Origin of the sequence: Pseudomonas baltica (assembly GCF_031880315.1) — a bacterium.
In the GTDB taxonomy this organism is placed as follows: domain Bacteria; phylum Pseudomonadota; class Gammaproteobacteria; order Pseudomonadales; family Pseudomonadaceae; genus Aquipseudomonas.
On sequence record NZ_CP134771.1, the window covers coordinates 5,187,650 to 5,204,243 of the forward strand.

The following is a 16,594-nucleotide window of genomic DNA, read 5'->3' on the forward strand; positions in this document are numbered from 1 at the left end:
CTCTGTCGGCACCTAGGTTTTGCGAATAGCCCTTATTTTACAGGGGGTTGACGATCGACCGAGGGTGAAAAAAAACCCGTAAATTATTTAAAAAAAATCTCTACAGGGCAGTTTTTTGTCTGCAATCGGGCGCAAAAAGCCATTTTTGCGCCCCATGCGGGCTATTTTTGTACTTGGCAGGCGCTCACGGCAGCCATCATTCTGCCCTGCAACTCTTCGCTGGGGGCGGTCGGCCCCGTCAACGCTTTTATGTCAGCATCGCTGAGTTTCTTGGCGATGGCATCGGCGCTGCAGGTGCAATGCTGCTTGGCGATGGCGGCAGATACGTGCTGGCCAGCGGTGTCCTCGCACTGTTTCAGGAAAGTGTCCTTGGTGCCCGCTGGCCACGTGCCCGCCTGGGCGCTGGCGAATGGCAGAATGGCGGCGAGGGCGGTCAGGGTGATGAGGGACTGAAGACGCATGCGAAGTGCTCCTTGTTATCGATAAGGATGGTGAGGATTATTCAACACATCAGAACCAGGCAGTGGCGCGCAAGTTCACCGTGCGGCGGCTTTTTGCACTGTTGTGGCGCCTTGTAACAACACCTGCGCGCAATCCGCGCCTCTATCTATGCTAGGATGGCCTCCCGCAACGCTCTGGGGCGCCGCAAGGCACCGTTCTGTTGCGGGCTTAACCCTTTTTCGCACCATCCAGTCACTCTGGTTCGTACTCGTTGGGCTTGGCGACAACTGCCACTGTGAGGCAGGCGTTTGCCATCAAGCAGGCCCGATGCGGATCTTGTACTGGCTCATCCCAACCCACGTGACCTTTGGTAGGGGTCACCACTAGGAGAGGAGGCGCCATGCCCACCATTACTCTTCCCGACGGTAGTCAACGTTCGTTCGACCACGCAGTGTCTGTTGCAGACGTTGCCGCTTCCATTGGCGCCGGTCTGGCCAAGGCCACCGTTGCCGGCAAGGTCGACGGCAAGCTGGTCGATGCCTGTGATCTGATCCAGGGCGATGCCAGCCTGCAGATCATCACGCCGAAGGACCAGGAGGGGCTGGAGATCATTCGCCACTCTTGCGCTCACCTGGTTGGCCATGCGGTCAAGCAGCTGTATCCGACCGCCAAGATGGTCATCGGCCCGGTCATCGACGAAGGCTTCTATTACGACATCGCCTTCGAGCGCCCTTTCACCCCCGACGACATGGCCGCTATCGAAGCGCGCATGCGCGAGCTGATCGATCACGACTACGACGTGATCAAGAAGGTCACCCCGCGCGCCGAAGTCATCGAAGTGTTCAAGGCGCGTGGCGAAGAGTACAAGCTGCGCCTTGTCGAAGACATGCCCGATGAGCAGAACATGGGCCTGTACTACCACGAAGAATACGTCGACATGTGCCGCGGTCCGCACGTGCCGAACACCCGTTTTCTCAAGTCGTTCAAGTTGACCAAGCTGTCCGGCGCCTACTGGCGCGGCGACGCCAAGAATGAACAGCTGCAACGCGTCTACGGCACTGCCTGGGCGGACAAGAAGCAGCTGGCCGCCTACATTCAGCGCATCGAAGAAGCCGAAAAGCGTGATCATCGCAAGCTGGGCAAGCGCCTGAACCTCTTCCATCTCCAGGAAGAAGCGCCAGGCATGGTGTTCTGGCATCCTCAAGGCTGGACGGTGTACCAGGTGCTTGAGCAGTACATGCGCAAGGTGCAGCGTGAAAACGGCTACCTCGAGATCAAGACCCCGCAAGTGGTCGATCGCAGTCTGTGGGAGCGCTCCGGGCACTGGGCCAACTACGCCGAGAACATGTTCACGACTGAGTCCGAGAGCCGCGACTACGCCATCAAGCCGATGAACTGCCCTTGCCACGTGCAGGTGTTCAACCAGGGCCTGAAGAGCTACCGCGAGCTGCCGTTGCGCTTGGCCGAGTTCGGCGCCTGCCACCGCAACGAGCCTTCAGGCGCGCTGCACGGCATCATGCGTGTGCGTGGCTTCGTCCAGGACGACGCCCACATCTTCTGCACTGAAGAGCAGATGCAATCCGAATCGGCGGCGTTCATCAAGCTGACCATGGACGTCTATTCCGATTTTGGTTTCAAGGACATTCAGCTCAAGCTGTCTACTCGCCCTGAAAAGCGCGTTGGTTCCGATGAATTGTGGGATCGCGCCGAGTCGGCATTGGCCGCTGCGTTGGATCATGCTGGCCTGCCGTACGACCTGCAGCCCGGCGAGGGCGCCTTCTACGGCCCGAAAATCGAATTTTCGCTGAAGGATTGTCTCGGTCGAGTGTGGCAGTGCGGTACACTGCAGCTCGATTTCAACTTGCCGATCCGTCTGGACGCCGAATACGTGTCCGAAGACAACAGCCGCAAGCATCCTGTGATGCTGCACCGTGCGATCCTCGGATCGTTCGAGCGCTTCATCGGTATCCTGATCGAGCACTACGAAGGCGCATTCCCGGCCTGGCTGGCGCCGACTCAGGCGGTGATCATGAATATCACTGATAAACAAGCCGATTTTGCCCTGTCCGTGGAAAAAAATCTGACGGAAAGCGGTTTTCGTGCCAAGTCTGACTTGAGAAATGAAAAGATCGGCTTTAAAATCCGCGAGCATACTTTGCTCAAGGTTCCGTATCTCCTGGTCATCGGAGATCGTGAAGTTGAAACGCAAACTGTCGCTGTGCGTACCCGTGAAGGCGCAGACCTGGGCTCCATGCCCGTCGCCCAATTCACCGAGTTCCTCGCACAAGCGGTTTCCCGGCGTGGTCGCCAAGATTCGGAGTAATTACTATTAAGCGTGAAATGAGACAAGATAAACGAGCTGCACCGAAGGCCCCGATCAACGAGAATATCTCGGCACGCGAGGTTCGGTTAATTGGCGCTGACGGCGAGCAGATTGGCATCGTCTCGATTGATGAAGCGCTTCGTATCGCTGAAGAAGCGAAGCTGGATCTGGTAGAAATTTCTGCCGACGCGGTACCGCCTGTCTGTCGTGTGATGGACTACGGCAAGTCGATCTTCGAGAAAAAGAAGCAGATCGCCGCGGCGAAGAAAAACCAGAAGCAGATTCAGGTTAAAGAAATCAAGTTTCGTCCAGGGACGGAGGAAGGGGATTACCAGGTAAAACTTCGCAACCTGGTACGTTTCCTGAGTGATGGGGACAGGGCCAAGATTTCCTTGAGATTTCGCGGTCGTGAGATGGCGCATCAGGAGCTGGGCATGGAACTGCTCAAGCGGGTCGAACAAGATCTGCTGGAGTACGGTTCCGTTGAACAGATGCCGAAGATGGAAGGACGCCAGCTGATCATGGTCATCGCCCCCAAGAAAAAGAAATAACCACCAGGGCACGGCAGGCCTTGCGGTTATGTTTATCAACTGAATGCGGAGTATCCGAACATGCCAAAGATGAAGACTAAAAGCGGTGCAGCTAAGCGGTTTTTGAAAACCGCCAACGGCATCAAGCACAAGCACGCTTTCAAGAGCCACATCCTGACCAAAATGTCGACCAAGCGTAAGCGTCAATTGCGCGGAAGCAGCCTGCTGCATCCGTCTGACGTTGCAAAAGTCGAGCGCATGCTGCGCCTTCGTTAATTTTTGGTTAAGAATAGAGGAATTTACTCATGGCTCGTGTAAAGCGTGGCGTCATTGCCCGTAAGCGTCACAAAAAGATTCTGAAACTGGCTAAAGGTTACTACGGCGCTCGTTCGCGCGTATTCCGTGTAGCCAAACAAGCGGTCATCAAGGCAGGCCAATACGCCTACCGCGACCGTCGTCAGAAAAAACGTCAGTTCCGCGCTCTGTGGATCGCTCGTATCAATGCTGGTGCTCGTGTTAACGGTCTGTCCTACAGCCGTTTCATCGCTGGCCTGAAAAAAGCTTCCATCGAGATCGACCGTAAGGTTCTGGCTGATCTGGCTGTGAACGAAAAAGCGGCGTTTGCTGCGATTGTCGAGAAAGCTAAAGCCACCTTGGCCTAAGTACCCACGACAATCACTGGCGAGCGCTTCGGCGCTCGACGGTGTTAAACGTCATAAATAGGGGAAGAGCCTTTAGCTCTTCCCCTATTTTGTATCTGGAGTCTGTACATGGAAAACCTGGATGCGCTGGTCTCTCAAGCTCTGGAGGCCGTGCAACACGCTGAAGACATCAATGCCCTGGAGCAGATCCGGGTTCAATTCCTCGGCAAGAAGGGCGAGCTGACTCAGGTGATGAAGACCCTGGGCAATTTGCCGGCAGATGAGCGTCCGAAAGTCGGCGCGCTGATCAACGATGCCAAGGAACGTGTCACAGAAGTCCTTAACACGCGAATGGCTGCGTTCGAAGAAGCCGAGCTGAGTGCCAAGCTCGCTGCCGAGCAGATCGACGTGACCCTGCCGGGCCGCGGTCAGACCTCAGGTGGTCTGCATCCGGTGACCCGTACCCTCGAGCGTATCGAGCAGTTCTTCACTCACATAGGCTACGGCATTGCCGAAGGCCCTGAGGTCGAAGACGACTACCACAACTTTGAAGCGCTCAACATCCCAGGCCATCACCCGGCCCGTGCGATGCATGACACCTTCTATTTCAATGCCAACATGTTGCTGCGTACCCACACCTCTCCGGTGCAGGCGCGGACCATGGAGTCGCAGAAGCCGCCGATCCGGGTCGTGTGCCCAGGTCGCGTGTACCGTTGCGACTCGGATATTACCCACTCGCCGATGTTCCATCAGGTCGAGGGACTGCTGATCGACCGCGATATCAATTTCGCGGACTTGAAAGGCACCATCGAAGAATTCCTGCGGGTGTTCTTCGAAAAGGAACTGGCGGTGCGTTTCCGTCCGTCCTTCTTCCCCTTCACCGAGCCTTCGGCTGAAGTCGATATCCAGTGCGTGATGTGCAGTGGCAAAGGCTGCCGGGTCTGCAAACAGACCGGTTGGCTCGAAGTCATGGGCTGCGGCATGGTGCACCCGAATGTGCTGCGCATGTCCGGTATCGACCCTGAAGAGTTCCAGGGGTTTGCTTTCGGTATGGGCGCCGAACGGCTGGCCATGCTGCGTTACGGCGTCAATGACTTGCGCCTGTTCTTCGACAACGACTTGCGGTTCCTCGCGCAATTTCGCTAGCCGTAACGAATCTTTCAGGAGAGCAGGATGAAATTCAGTGAACAATGGCTGCGTGGCTGGGTAAGCCCGCAAGTGTCCCGGGACGAGCTGGTGGCGCGTCTGTCCATGGCCGGCCTGGAGGTCGACAGCGTGACCCCGGCCGCGGGCGTTTTCAGTGGCGTGGTGGTCGGCGAAGTGCTTTCAACCGAGCAGCACCCCGATGCCGATAAATTGCGTGTGTGCCAGGTCAGCGATGGCGCAGAGACGTTCCAGGTCGTGTGCGGAGCGCCCAATGTGCGCCCGGGCCTGAAAATTCCGTTCGCCAAGATCGGTGCCGAGCTGCCAGGCGACTTCAAGATCAAGAAGGCCAAGCTGCGTGGTGTCGAGTCCAACGGCATGCTCTGCTCGCAGTCCGAGCTGCAAGTGGGCGAGGGCAATGACGGTCTGATGGAGCTGCCGGTCGATGCACCGGTGGGCGAAGATCTGCGTGTGTACCTGCAGCTTGACGACGTTAGCATCGAGGTCGACCTGACCCCGAACCGCGGCGATTGCCTGTCCTTGGCAGGCCTGGCTCGTGAAGTCGGCGCCTTGTACAACTCGCCTGTAACTCGTCCAGTGGTGGCCACTGTGGCCCCGGTCAGCGACGAAGTCCGCTCCGTTGAAGTCGTCGCGCCAGCCGCATGCCCGCGATTCCTCGGCCGTGTGATCCGCAACGTCGATCTGGCCAAGCCTACGCCACTGTGGATGGTCGAGCGTCTGCGCCGTAGCGACGTGCGCAGCATCGATGCCGCGGTCGACATCACCAACTACGTGATGCTCGAGCTCGGCCAGCCGATGCACGCCTACGACCTCGCCGAAATCGACGGCGGTATTCGGGTGCGTATGGCAGAAGAGGGTGAAAAGCTGGTCTTGCTCGACGGCCAGGAAGTCACCCTGCGCAGCGATACCCTGGTCATCGCCGACCATAGCCGTGCTCTTGGCATCGCTGGCGTGATGGGTGGTGAGCACAGCGGTACCTCGGGCAAGACCCGGGACATCTTCCTTGAGTGCGCCTTCTTCGAGCCGATTTCCGTCGCCGGCAAGGCTCGTTCCTACGGGCTGCACACCGATGCCTCGCATCGTTTCGAGCGTGGCGTCGATTCGCAGCTGACCCGTGAAGCTATGGAGCGCGCCACTGGCCTGCTGCTGGAAATCACGGGTGGTGAGCCTGGTCCGATCATCGAAGTGGTCAGCGAAAGCCACTTGCCAAAGATCGAGCCTGTGCTGCTGCGCGCCGAACGCGTCAGCCAGATGCTCGGCATGGAGTTCCCGGCCGCAGATATCGAACGCCACCTGAAGGGCCTGGGTTTGACCCTTGCTTCTCAGGGTGAAGGCCAATGGCTCGTCGGCGTACCAAGCCATCGTTTCGATATCAGCCTGGAAGTCGATCTGATCGAAGAGCTGGCCCGTCTGCACGGTTACAACCACCTCCCGGTCCGTTACCCGCAAGCGCGTTTGGCCCCGCAAGCCAAAGCAGAAGCTGCTGGCGACTTGCCGCTGCTGCGCCGCCTGTTGGTTGCGCGTGGCTATCAGGAAGCAATCACTTATAGTTTCATCGATCCGAAGTGGTTCGAGCTGTTCAACCCAGGCGTTGAACCGCTGCTGTTAGCGAACCCGATTTCTGCCGACATGGCGGCGATGCGCTCGTCGCTGTGGCCGGGCCTGGTCAAGGCATTGCAGCACAACCTCAATCGTCAGCAGGATCGTGTGCGGCTGTTCGAGAGTGGCCTGCGCTTTGTGGGCCAGCTCGAGGGCCTCAAGCAAGAGCCGATGCTGGCCGGTGTGGTCTGCGGTTCGCGTCTGCCGGAAGGCTGGGCGCAAGGTCGCGATGGCATCGATTTCTTCGATGTGAAGGCGGATCTGGAAGCGGTGCTCGGCTTTGCCGGTGCACTGGATGAATTCACCTTCACGCCCGGCAAGCACCCAGCACTGCACCCCGGCCAGACCGCTCGTATCGAGCGTGACGGCCGCGAAGTTGGCTATCTGGGCGCACTGCATCCAGAGCTGGTGAAGGGCCTGGGGCTGGATCGTCCGGTATTCCTGTTTGAAGTGATATTGGCTGAAGTGGCTGTGGGCCGGCTGCCTAAATTCCATGAACTTTCGCGCTTCCCGGAAGTGCGTCGTGACCTGGCGCTCGTAGCTGATCGCGATGTGCCAGCCAGCGCGGTACTGGATGTGATTCGTGAAAAGGCCGGTGAATGGCTGACAGACCTCAGGCTGTTTGACGTCTACCAGGGTAAAGGTATTGATCCGCATAGAAAAAGCCTTGCAGTTGGCTTGACCTGGCAGCATCCATCGCGCACTCTTAATGACGATGAGGTGAACTCCACGACGCAAGACATCCTCACCTCGCTCGAACAAAGGTTGAACGCCACGTTAAGGAAGTAGCGCATGGGGGCTCTGACGAAAGCTGAAATGGCGGAACGTCTTTATGAGGAGCTGGGCCTGAATAAACGGGAGGCCAAGGAATTGGTCGAACTGTTTTTTGAGGAAATCAGGCACGCTCTCGAAGATAACGAGCAAGTCAAATTGTCCGGTTTTGGCAATTTTGACTTGCGCGACAAACGCCAGCGGCCTGGCCGCAATCCAAAAACGGGAGAAGAAATCCCGATCACGGCTCGCCGTGTGGTCACCTTTCGTCCAGGGCAGAAGTTGAAGGCCCGAGTTGAGGCATATGCTGGAACCAAGTCATAACGACGAACTCCCGCCGATCCCTGGCAAGCGCTACTTCACCATTGGTGAAGTTAGCGACTTGTGCGCGGTCAAGCCCCACGTACTGCGGTATTGGGAGCAGGAATTCCCTCAACTCAACCCGGTAAAGCGCCGCGGCAACCGCCGGTATTATCAGCGCCAGGATGTGTTGATGATCCGTCAGATCCGTGGTTTGTTGTACGAACAAGGTTTCACCATCGGCGGTGCTCGTTTGCGCTTGTCGGGTGATGAAGCCAAGGACGACAGCAATCAATACAAGCAACTGATCCGCCAGACCATCTCGGAACTTGAAGATGTGCTGTCGGTGCTGAAGAAATAAATCCGGAAAAAATCCTTCCATATTTCAAATGGTTAAGGTATATTTTTCGCGCTTTCAGTGGTTTGGGAGCGGCTTTGGAGCTAAGGTTTCAGGGCTTGATTGTAAGAGTTACGCTCGGTCGGGGCGTAGCGCAGCCCGGTAGCGCACTTGCATGGGGTGCAAGGGGTCGAGTGTTCGAATCACTCCGTCCCGACCATTTATTCCTGAGTAAAATCAGACACTTAAGCCACTTCTTGAAAGTGGCTTTTTTGTGCCCGCGCAAAATATGCGCAAAACTGGCGCAAAACTATCCCGCAATACCGCTGATATCCAAGTCCGCTTCGACCTCAGACCAGACCACGTCCGCGTGATCCCGCTGATAGTTGCGCGTCATCTCCTCGCTGGCATGACCAGCTATCTTCTGCCCGTCCTTTCCGGCGCGCTTGTACAGGTGCAGCGACAGGGCGCGGATCTCGTGAAAGCCTGGCAACTCTTCCTCTTTCCATCCCTTGTAGCAACCCGCCGCCTCGCGCGCATCCTTGAACGCCCTGGTCAGGAATCGCTCGTCGACCTTGGTCCAGTGGTCCTTTCCCTCGCGCTTTTTCTTCCGTTCGGGCCGGCGGTGGACCAGGTAGGGCGATAGCACGTCATCACGGCACCGGGTGAGCACGGCCTGCAATTGAGGCGTGATCTTGATCTTGAGCCAGCCCGCGTCGGCCGCCTTGGCCGTTTTGTTCTGCACCACGAACAGGAAGCCATCCCGGGCGTCTTCAAATTTCATGTCGAGAATGTCGCCACGGCGCTGGGCGGTGATCAACGCCAGGTCGATCGCGTTCTGAAGCCACAGCGGGGTCTTGCCTCGAATGGCAGTCAGACCATCGACCGTATGGCGCTTGCGCTGCTTCTTCTCGATCTTGGGAATGGTGCTGGCGGCCGGGTTATCGGGGCACAGGCCTTTGGCGGCCGCATGCGTGAACACGTCGGCGAGCAGGGCGCGCGCCTGGTTCGCCGAGCGTGCCGTGAGCGGCTCAAGGAACTCAGCCACCATGCGGATGGTGATTCGATCAATGACCATGCTCCCCAGCGCTGCGCGGATCTGCTTGAAGCGGACTTTGTACAGGTCGAGCGTGGCCTGGGCGAGCTCGCGCTGCGGCAGCACCTTGCTTTCGTAGTCGTCGAGGAATCCGCCGAGGGTGATGCTGTGTTCGTCCAGCACGGCGGATACCAAGTCACCGCCGCGCAGGAATGTCAGGTTCAGTTGCTGGGCGGCGTCGATCGCGCGCGCGCGGTCGGCGCCAAACTGAAACCATTTGCCGTCCGTGGGCCGCCGGTAGCGATACGAGCCCCGGCGCGCATCGAAGTACAGGTTCACCGGCAAGCCCTTGTTGGCCTTGTTGCGCGGGCGCGGCACCATCAGGCGGCTCCTTTCATCACCATGTCGACCAAGGGGTTACCCGTCAGCCGCAGGTAAGCGGCCCAGTCAACGTACCAGATATTTCCGATGCGCTCGCCGGGGATCTTCCGGTCGCGCAGGTAGTTGCGGATCGCCTGAGAGCAGAGCGGGGTGCCGTTCTCCCCCCACTTGCGGCGCTGAAACTCGCTGATCTTGATCAGTTCTTTTTTCATCGTGCACCTGGTAGCCGCCCAGTGGCGGCAGAAGGGGTTAATAGTTCACAAATGAACTGGGATAAGTTCGGCGGCGGGGTTGCGGTAGGTTGCAACTCGATCCACAGCCCAATGGATATTTGGTGTTTTCTCAGCGGACTGTAGGTCGCCCCGAGCTCGCAGCGGGGCGTGCTCCGATTGCAGAGTTTTGCTTTCGCGCATACGGAACAACGACGCGTCGCCATACAGTCGGATCCATAGACTATGGATTCGAGTAGTCAGGGAACGTCTGGGCTGGGGAATTTAAGTTCGAAACGTAGGTCCGAAGAGTCCATACAACAGAAGGCGGGGTTCGTGATGCTCAATGGTGTATTAGTAGACTACGGTAGCCGATGCCTGCTCGAGGAATTACAAGACTCTACCGTGGAAATGATGTGTTTACCGGTGGAGTCGGTGACCACGGCCGTCTGGCAGGCGGCCCGAACGCGTCAGCACCAAGCATTCCAAAAATGGTTGGCGTATTTATTTTCCCAGACACAGCGGAAACCCAGGCAGGTCACGTTATCAACTGTCTGAATCACCTTGTGGCGTTCTTCCGCGCCTCAGTAGCGGCTGCACACTCCCCCATTAGAGTTTGCGAAACTCGATGACCCAAACCCACGGGTTCGAGACCCAGTCGCCGCCGGTTGCCTCCCACAGGCCCCGACATGCAGCCGGATACCAGTCTCGATAGTTTGGTGAGACGTCGTCGCTTGCGAGTTCCGACGGGCACTCCAGGCCTTCGGCACGAATATCGGCCCTGCTGATGGCCTGCAGCCGCTCAACGCGCACGTCGGTGATCTCCAGGAAGATGCGGCTGGCCCAGCGCGGCATGTGGATGCTGGGCCGCCACATCATGCCGCCGCCTCCCCATCCCTCTCGGTAAAGGCATTGCCCAGGATTTTGCAGTGCTGGCGGTACATCCTTGATTTTGCTGCCGCAGCCAGCCCAGCTGTAGTAAGTCTCGGTATGGCCATACCATGCAGCGTGGTCGGCATCTGGATCTGGCAACCAAGTCTCGCGCACCCACAGCCGGTCACCGGGCTGGCCGTATGGGTAATGACTCTTGACGAAGTGCTTCGTCATCGGTGTGCGGTCCAGGTCCTGGCCGTAGTTGTACTGCCCTACACACAAATTCCCGCTTGCATCGATATGCGGCTGCACCTTTAACACGCGGCGCGTGACCGTCTTTCGACCTTCCAGGATGGCGCGCACCATCGGTGCCGAGAACAGGATGGGGCGTTCTTTGGGCTGGGTCATGGCGTCACCACTCGGCGAGCCCACCAGCAGACGGGGCCTTCATCGGAATCATGGATCGCGAGGCAGAACCAGCCTTTACCATCGGGGCGATCGGGCTCCCAGTAGCTGCAGTCTGGATCGCCCGCCTCGAAGTAACGCTCTGAAATTGTCTCGTCGCTGTGGTATTCGAGCTCAACCATCGCCACTTCCAAACTCTGTTCGGCGATCCACGCCTTGCACTTGGCGCCGTCACCTTCTTCGAAGTCGGGCATGTCCGGGTGTTGAAACATGCCGTTCTCATCTCGCCGCACTGGCCAGTGCTTGATCAGCGGCAGCCGGTCGAGTCGCTCGATCTCTGCCAAAAGTAGGGCCGCCGCCTTCACCAGGTCGCGCCGACGGTCGCTACCGGGCTTGAATGTTTCCGCACCCCATGGCCAAAGGGTCGTCATGCTTCTGGGCTGACCGGCGCACGTAGCGTAAGCGGCTGCCGCATCGGCCATCTGGCCATTGATATAAATGTCGTCGCGAAATAGTGAATAACCTTCGCTGGACACTTGGCGAAGACGCTCAGCAATGACGTCGCGCGCGGCGCTATTGAGACGCTGCGAATTTTCTTCAGGCATAGCGAATACCTCACCGCCAAAGCGGCAGACAAATTAGAAGGGGGTGTTGATCTGGAGTTATCGGGCGACGACTGCAGAATGGCGAATGGCGCGCCCTATGAGCGGGCCGGCGATGCATGAGGCGGCGAACCAGGCGCCGAGGTAGGGGAGCAGGGTCATGCAGCCTCCGCGCACTGCTCTGTGATACTGCTGGCTATGGCCACTTTGATTTCGAGCTGCTGGGCCAGTAGGATTTCCAGCCGGGCGCCACGTGAGTCGATCCAGCCTGGCAGCTTGGCCAGCAGGTCGCAGGTCATCAGCTGCGCAATGTCCTTCTTCATGCATTCTTGCCAGATACCGCCGCTGGGGTTGATCTCGGCAGGGCTGACCACTTCATAACCCAGGGCCCGGAGGCGCGCTGCTTCGGCAGCGAAGGCGGGGTAGTTGAGTTCGGGAAGGCCCGTCATCGGGCCGCAAACGTAAATTCGGGTCATATTCGCTCCGGGTCGGTGTTATGAGGCGAACAGGTTGAGCTGCTGCTCTTCCTGGGCTTTGGCTTGCTGGCGCTGCTGGACTGCTGCAAGTTCGTGTTCGATGCGCGCGCGGGCGATCGCCATATAGGCTTCGTCCATTTCGCAGCCGATAAAATTGAAGCCTTCGCGCATGGCGGCCTTACCAGTGCTGCCGCTGCCCATAAACGGATCGAGCGCCGTGCCGCCGGGTGGCGTGACCAAGCGCAGCAAGTAGGCCATCAGGTCGGTAGGCTTCACCGTTGGGTGGTTGTTGCCCTTGGTGTTGGTGAGCGCGACCTTGCGCAGCGTGTTGCCCTGTTCGAACTGGGCGCCAGGGTCTTCTAGGCCTTCGTGGCGATCGGCCCGGCTTGTTTTGGCGCAGTAGAAGAAGCGCGCCGCTGACCCCGCATCGATCCTGCGAGACCCTGGCTTCATCTGAAAACCAACCACGCCGTCGTTGCTGCTACCGGCTGAAGGCTCGCCGGCACGTCCTCGGTACATCGCACCGTATGCGTTCTGCCCTGCGCGGGGCGTATCGTTCACGCTCACCGGTGCCAGCTGGCCGGGTGCGTCCGGAAATGCCGCTAGTACTTCATCGCTGCCGTCGTGGACCAGATTCGCCGGCCAGCGCCCGAGGGTCGATGCTTCAGTTGCTAGCGCCACGCCAGCCGATCGGCCGCCGACGTAGTTCCCGCCGCGCATGTCGCTGGTGGTGGGTCGCTCCCAGTTCCTGGCCAAGGCGTCATGGTCGATCGCCGTAACGCGGCACGCGTCGATATTGATGGCGCCGGTGCCGTGAGTGAGGACGTTTTCGGCAACGGTTCCGATCAGCGGCTTGCGGGCCACGGTGATCGGCTCTAGGGATGGCTTCAGCGCCGTTCCCCACCCGGCCATGCCTTGCACATCCTTGCCGACGTTCCTCGACTTGGGGAAGCCTGAGCCGTACACCCAGGCGATCATGTCGCGGATCTCGAACCCCGCATCCTCGATGCGGACAGCCATACGATGCTGGGTTCGGGTACCCGCGAAAGCCAGCAGGTGTCCGCCGGGCTTGAGAACCCGCAGGCACTCCGCCCAAATCTCAATGGTCGGTACATCGCCGTCCCACGCTAGACCCATAAATCCTTTCATGACCGCACCTTCTGTGGCTGCGCTCCTGCCGCCAGGTCTCCGACTAGTCAGTCCATAGGGTGGGTCGGTGACGATGCTGTCGACCGAGTTGTCGGCCATGGCGCGCATGGCCTCGAGGCAATCGCCTAGGTGAAGCTCATGCGATGGATTCATGCTGCCTCCGCTCTAGTTGCGCTCTTACGCCATGGATCGTTCGCCCGTGCCAGCGCCGCCATGGGCGGTGGGCTGACACTGTTGCCGCACATGTGCACTTGCTCGGTCTTCGTGAATTTCCGGCCATCGGCGCCCTTGTCGATGATGTAGTCGGCGGGGAAGCCCTGGGCGCGGTAAAGCTCATGCGGCTGCAGCATCCGCAGGCAGATGTCGACGATCACATACGGGGTGCCCTTGACGATGACGGTGACCAGGCCCAGACGGTCCTTGGTGGTGATGGTCGCCGAAGGCTCGCCGATGTCGCTTGCGTGGCTGGCACCGTAGTAGCTGATCAGGAACGCGGCAACGCGCAGGGCGCCTTCCTCGTGCTCGGGCGAAAGCTTCAGCTCAACCAGCGAGCTTTTGCCGCCGCCGCCCGCTGTGATAGTTGGCGCTGGCTCATCAATGGCCTGCCCAACGCTGGCGCCGAACTGGCGCTCCATGAACGCCGTCATCAGACCGTGGTGTGTGCCGCCGGCGCTGACGGTGTGAAGTGGGGCCTCGACGTCACGCGCATCGCAGTTGCCGCGCAAGTGCACCAGGTTGGCGGACACCAGCTGCTGCTGACTGCCGGTGTTGGTGACCGTGGTCATAGGCTCGTCCAGCGGCTTGGCGTCGGTGGTGTTGAAACCGCCGTTCATCTGCGCCATGAAGGCTGTGCAGACGCCCATGGCGTGCGCGGCGCCGGCCGGGCGTTGGTAGTTGCCGCCGCTGGTGATGGTCGGCAGCGGCTCGTCGAGGGCCTTGCCCGCGTCATCGAAGCGGAACTTCACCAGATGCGCGGCAGCGATCGCGGTGTCGGCCTTGGCCGTGATTGTGTAGGCCGGTTCGTTTCCGGGGCGGGGCTCGGTCTGGCCGGCGCGGCCTCCGACGCCCACCATTAGAAGGCTGATCAGCGTCAGCTCGCCGCGGTTGGCACATGTCACGGTCGGCAGCGGCTCGAGCGGGTCGTTCACGCGGTCGCTGCCCTGGTGCGTAGCCGGCGCGATGATGGGACTGGCCATGGCAAACGACCCGCCGCGCGGCCAGGCGGTCACCGTTCGCAGCGGCTCGTTGGCGGACTGGGCCAGCTCGCCAGACCAATTCGCAATTGGCACGATGAACGGGTCAGCGCTGTCGATGACGAACTTTTTCAGGCCCTTGGCCACGCGCCGCAGCGTGGCTGGGGCCAGGTCCTTCTTGCGGCCGAAGATGCTTTTGCTCGGCACGGTCCAGTCGATGCAGTCGGCGGCCGTGCGCCACTTCTGCTGGCCCTTGGCGGGCTGGCGGGCGTGGGTAGGCCCTGGCCACACGATTGGCTGGCCATCGCACCGGGCGATCATGAACAGGCGCTCGCGGCTGGTCGGCGCGCCGAAGTCGCAGGCCTTGATCACACGCCATTCGACGGCATAGCCCATGCCTTCCAGCAGAGCCACGAAACGGTGCCAGGTCGTGCCGCGGCGCTTCGGGTTTGGCACCAGGAATTGCTCGTGCACCGGCACAATCTCGCCAGGCGCCGCGACCACATGCTTGATGGTCTGCTTGCCCTTGGCGTCGGTGACCGTCACGAGCTTGATTACTCGGCCGCTGGCCTTGTCGCGCTTTGCGATCAGCGGGCCCCATTGCAGGATCTGCTTCACATTTTCCAAGCTGATGACCCGAGGGCGCTTCTTGCCGGCCCATTTCAGGCCGATCCACGACAGATTGCGGATCTCGCGCTTGCGCGGCTGGCCGCCAGCCGCCTGGCTGTGGTGGGTGCAGTCGGGGCTCATGTGGAACCAGCCCACGGCGTGGCCGCCGCATTCCTCGTCCGGATCGCCCTCGAACACGTCGGTGGTGTAGTGCCGGGCCGCCGGGTGGTTGGCGGTGTGCATGCTGATCGCTGCAGGGTTGTGGTTCTTGGCCACGGTCACCGCGCGGCCCAGGCCGATCTCCAGCCCGGTACCGGCGCCGCCGCCACCACAGAAGAAGTCCACCACGATCTCTTCATCTTGAGGATCGAAGCCCAGTCTGTACTGTGTTTTAAAATCATGCTGGTGCTTTTTCTGGTGTGCATACATGAAAAGTCCTTGCCTATCTGGCGCGGGTCAAGTTATTGGGGTATTAATAATGTGAAATCCAGAAGCTAAAAAAGGTGGGGCGGCATGCTCAAGGAAGCGCTTAAGTCGTTGTATAAACAGGAATTCGTCTCAGAAGAAATTATTACTTCTATGTTTGCGAAGCGAGGATTAAATTTTGAGTTTCGTTCCTACCAGTTTGGAGCCGTTACTGGTTTTTTAATTGAGGGGCTCGGAGAACAAGCGTTTGTGCCAACTAGAAGTGTGTCTTATCTTAATAAAAGGCTTGGGCGGGTTACCACGAGCCAGCTGCGTGCCTTAGAAAGCAAAATACCCCTGCCGCTTTTTATGGGATTTGGAGATATGGAGTCTCAGATTCACAGTGTTCAAAAAGCAGGGGGGACGGCAGCAGACCTGTGGCTCGTTGAAATATTTACCCCGGCGGTGGCTTCTGTTTACATGCGCCGATACTTTGAAAAGAGTCACGCGCTCAGTCCTTACTTACAAATTATTTATGAGAGCGTCGAAGCATATTTTATGGAGATGGATCATGTCGCAATAATGGCGCTATTGCCTGTTATTGAAGGTGGGCTGAGAAACGTTCAAGAGATCAATTTGGGGCATTCAGATTCGAATGTCAGAACTGAAGAGTTTGGGAAGCGTCTCGGTGAAATGATCATAAAGCACGGAGAAAGCCAAGCTCCTGGTGTGAGTATTTATCCGGGCTCGTCAAGCGCCGACAACGTGAGCTTAGATTTTTTTTCACATGTGAATCCACAGTGCGATGTGATCAATGCATTTAGAATATTCTTTAAAGAGGTTTTGTATAAACCGAGTTATGGCGCCTCGGATAGTTTTAATCGGCATTTGATCCTGCATTTGCTAAGGAGCGATTTTGCCTCCCCGGCTAATTATGTCAGGGTTTTTCTGCTCTTGGCCTACATCACATTTTGTGAACGTTTGACCAACTTCTCCATCCCTATGCTTTGGCCGGGTTCGGATGAGGGAAGTGTACGTATTGCAGAGTATTTCGCTGAGCTTTCTCTTAAGGTAGGTCAGCCTAGAAGCCGAATGTGGCGTCCAGGCGAACCTATTCTGTGCAAGTAAATATCGATATAATGGAATGACA

Annotated in this window: 17 protein-coding genes and 1 tRNA gene; 10 read left to right on the top strand and 8 right to left on the bottom strand. The window is 58.7% G+C overall.

All coding sequences use genetic code 11. From position 1 onward, the window contains the following. Positions 1-161 precede the first annotated feature (161 nt). Positions 162-461, bottom strand: coding sequence for a hypothetical protein (locus REH34_RS23440; RefSeq protein WP_226503619.1), 300 nt, complete (start codon positions 459-461; stop codon positions 162-164). A 380-nt stretch (positions 462-841) separates the two neighbouring features. On the opposite strand from REH34_RS23440, the gene thrS reads away from it, so the two are divergent. The 9 genes from thrS (at position 842) to REH34_RS23485 (ending at position 8,326) form a co-directional block, all read left to right on the top strand. Next, positions 842-2,764, top strand: a complete 1,923-nt coding sequence (gene thrS / locus REH34_RS23445) for a threonine--tRNA ligase (RefSeq protein ID WP_311969308.1) — start codon at positions 842-844, stop codon at positions 2,762-2,764. Continuing rightward, positions 2,764-3,315, top strand: coding sequence for a translation initiation factor IF-3 (infC, locus tag REH34_RS23450; RefSeq protein ID WP_226503711.1), 552 nt, complete (start codon positions 2,764-2,766; stop codon positions 3,313-3,315). Before thrS ends, infC begins: the two co-directional genes overlap by 1 nt. A 60-nt stretch (positions 3,316-3,375) precedes the next feature. Next, on the top strand, positions 3,376-3,570 hold the full coding sequence (gene rpmI / locus REH34_RS23455; protein ID WP_002553160.1) for a 50S ribosomal protein L35: 195 nt from the start codon (positions 3,376-3,378) through the stop codon (positions 3,568-3,570). A gap of 29 nt (positions 3,571-3,599) precedes the next feature. Continuing rightward, complete coding sequence (rplT, locus tag REH34_RS23460) at positions 3,600-3,956, top strand: 50S ribosomal protein L20 (RefSeq protein WP_002553161.1); 357 nt, start codon at positions 3,600-3,602, stop codon at positions 3,954-3,956. A 108-nt stretch (positions 3,957-4,064) separates the two neighbouring features. Then, the gene (gene pheS, locus REH34_RS23465) at positions 4,065-5,081 is read left to right on the top strand and encodes a phenylalanine--tRNA ligase subunit alpha (protein ID WP_226503622.1); all 1,017 of its coding nucleotides are present in this window, start codon (positions 4,065-4,067) and stop codon (positions 5,079-5,081) included. 27 nt (positions 5,082-5,108) lie between these two features. After that, positions 5,109-7,487, top strand: a complete 2,379-nt coding sequence (gene pheT, locus REH34_RS23470) for a phenylalanine--tRNA ligase subunit beta (RefSeq protein WP_226503623.1) — start codon at positions 5,109-5,111, stop codon at positions 7,485-7,487. A gap of 3 nt (positions 7,488-7,490) precedes the next feature. After that, the gene (gene ihfA, locus REH34_RS23475) at positions 7,491-7,793 is read left to right on the top strand and encodes an integration host factor subunit alpha (protein WP_002553164.1); all 303 of its coding nucleotides are present in this window, start codon (positions 7,491-7,493) and stop codon (positions 7,791-7,793) included. After that, positions 7,774-8,130 carry a MerR family transcriptional regulator gene (locus tag REH34_RS23480; protein ID WP_226503624.1) on the top strand — a complete coding sequence of 119 codons (357 nt, stop codon included), beginning with the start codon at positions 7,774-7,776 and terminating at the stop codon, positions 8,128-8,130. Before ihfA ends, REH34_RS23480 begins: the two co-directional genes overlap by 20 nt. Before the next feature lie 119 nt (positions 8,131-8,249). Then, a tRNA-Pro gene (locus REH34_RS23485) sits at positions 8,250-8,326 on the top strand. Between the two features lie 90 nt (positions 8,327-8,416). Here the strand turns inward: REH34_RS23485 and REH34_RS23490 are convergent. From REH34_RS23490 to REH34_RS23520, 7 genes are all read right to left on the bottom strand, one after another. After that, on the bottom strand, positions 8,417-9,523 hold the full coding sequence (locus REH34_RS23490) for a tyrosine-type recombinase/integrase (RefSeq protein WP_311969309.1): 1,107 nt from the start codon (positions 9,521-9,523) through the stop codon (positions 8,417-8,419). Beyond that, positions 9,523-9,735: a hypothetical protein gene (locus tag REH34_RS23495; protein ID WP_311969310.1), complete on the bottom strand. Its 213-nt coding sequence runs from the start codon at positions 9,733-9,735 to the stop codon at positions 9,523-9,525. The genes REH34_RS23490 and REH34_RS23495 overlap by 1 nt, the downstream gene beginning before the upstream one ends. 606 nt (positions 9,736-10,341) lie before the next feature. Beyond that, positions 10,342-11,013: a hypothetical protein gene (locus tag REH34_RS23500; RefSeq protein ID WP_311969311.1), complete on the bottom strand. Its 672-nt coding sequence runs from the start codon at positions 11,011-11,013 to the stop codon at positions 10,342-10,344. Continuing rightward, positions 11,010-11,282, bottom strand: coding sequence for a hypothetical protein (locus REH34_RS23505; protein WP_311972146.1), 273 nt, complete (start codon positions 11,280-11,282; stop codon positions 11,010-11,012). The genes REH34_RS23500 and REH34_RS23505 overlap by 4 nt, the downstream gene beginning before the upstream one ends. Positions 11,283-11,770: 488 nt before the next feature. Then, entirely contained in the window at positions 11,771-12,088 is a 318-nt protein-coding gene (locus tag REH34_RS23510; RefSeq protein ID WP_311969312.1) for a DUF4406 domain-containing protein, read from the bottom strand. Positions 12,089-12,106: 18 nt separating this feature from the next. Continuing rightward, a complete protein-coding gene (locus REH34_RS23515) occupies positions 12,107-13,390 on the bottom strand; it encodes a DNA methyltransferase (RefSeq protein ID WP_311969313.1) in 1,284 nt (427 codons plus the stop codon). Next, complete coding sequence (locus tag REH34_RS23520; protein ID WP_311969314.1) at positions 13,387-15,468, bottom strand: DNA cytosine methyltransferase; 2,082 nt, start codon at positions 15,466-15,468, stop codon at positions 13,387-13,389. The genes REH34_RS23515 and REH34_RS23520 overlap by 4 nt, the downstream gene beginning before the upstream one ends. 84 nt (positions 15,469-15,552) lie before the next feature. Between REH34_RS23520 and REH34_RS23525 the strand changes: the two genes are divergently transcribed. After that, positions 15,553-16,572 (top strand): hypothetical protein, encoded by a 1,020-nt coding sequence (locus tag REH34_RS23525; protein ID WP_311969315.1) that lies wholly within the window; start codon positions 15,553-15,555, stop codon positions 16,570-16,572. Positions 16,573-16,594 lie beyond the last annotated feature (22 nt).

What these genes read in the sequence shown, in the direction of transcription:
- pheT (WP_226503623.1), top strand. Translation starts at nt 5,109, where the DNA reads ATGAAATTCAGTGAACAATGGCTGCGTGGCTGGGTAAGCCCGCAAGTG.
- ihfA (WP_002553164.1), top strand. Translation starts at nt 7,491, where the DNA reads ATGGGGGCTCTGACGAAAGCTGAAATGGCGGAACGTCTTTATGAGGAG.
- REH34_RS23490 (WP_311969309.1), bottom strand. Translation starts at nt 9,523, where the DNA reads ATGGTGCCGCGCCCGCGCAACAAGGCCAACAAGGGCTTGCCGGTGAAC.
- REH34_RS23510 (WP_311969312.1), bottom strand. Translation starts at nt 12,088, where the DNA reads ATGACCCGAATTTACGTTTGCGGCCCGATGACGGGCCTTCCCGAACTC.
- pheS (WP_226503622.1), top strand. Translation starts at nt 4,065, where the DNA reads ATGGAAAACCTGGATGCGCTGGTCTCTCAAGCTCTGGAGGCCGTGCAA.
- REH34_RS23500 (WP_311969311.1), bottom strand. Translation starts at nt 11,013, where the DNA reads ATGACCCAGCCCAAAGAACGCCCCATCCTGTTCTCGGCACCGATGGTG.
- rpmI (WP_002553160.1), top strand. Translation starts at nt 3,376, where the DNA reads ATGCCAAAGATGAAGACTAAAAGCGGTGCAGCTAAGCGGTTTTTGAAA.
- REH34_RS23480 (WP_226503624.1), top strand. Translation starts at nt 7,774, where the DNA reads ATGCTGGAACCAAGTCATAACGACGAACTCCCGCCGATCCCTGGCAAG.
- thrS (WP_311969308.1), top strand. Translation starts at nt 842, where the DNA reads ATGCCCACCATTACTCTTCCCGACGGTAGTCAACGTTCGTTCGACCAC.
- REH34_RS23520 (WP_311969314.1), bottom strand. Translation starts at nt 15,468, where the DNA reads ATGTATGCACACCAGAAAAAGCACCAGCATGATTTTAAAACACAGTAC.
- rplT (WP_002553161.1), top strand. Translation starts at nt 3,600, where the DNA reads ATGGCTCGTGTAAAGCGTGGCGTCATTGCCCGTAAGCGTCACAAAAAG.
- REH34_RS23525 (WP_311969315.1), top strand. Translation starts at nt 15,553, where the DNA reads ATGCTCAAGGAAGCGCTTAAGTCGTTGTATAAACAGGAATTCGTCTCA.
- REH34_RS23505 (WP_311972146.1), bottom strand. Translation starts at nt 11,282, where the DNA reads ATGTTTCAACACCCGGACATGCCCGACTTCGAAGAAGGTGACGGCGCC.
- REH34_RS23515 (WP_311969313.1), bottom strand. Translation starts at nt 13,390, where the DNA reads ATGAATCCATCGCATGAGCTTCACCTAGGCGATTGCCTCGAGGCCATG.
- REH34_RS23440 (WP_226503619.1), bottom strand. Translation starts at nt 461, where the DNA reads ATGCGTCTTCAGTCCCTCATCACCCTGACCGCCCTCGCCGCCATTCTG.
- REH34_RS23495 (WP_311969310.1), bottom strand. Translation starts at nt 9,735, where the DNA reads ATGAAAAAAGAACTGATCAAGATCAGCGAGTTTCAGCGCCGCAAGTGG.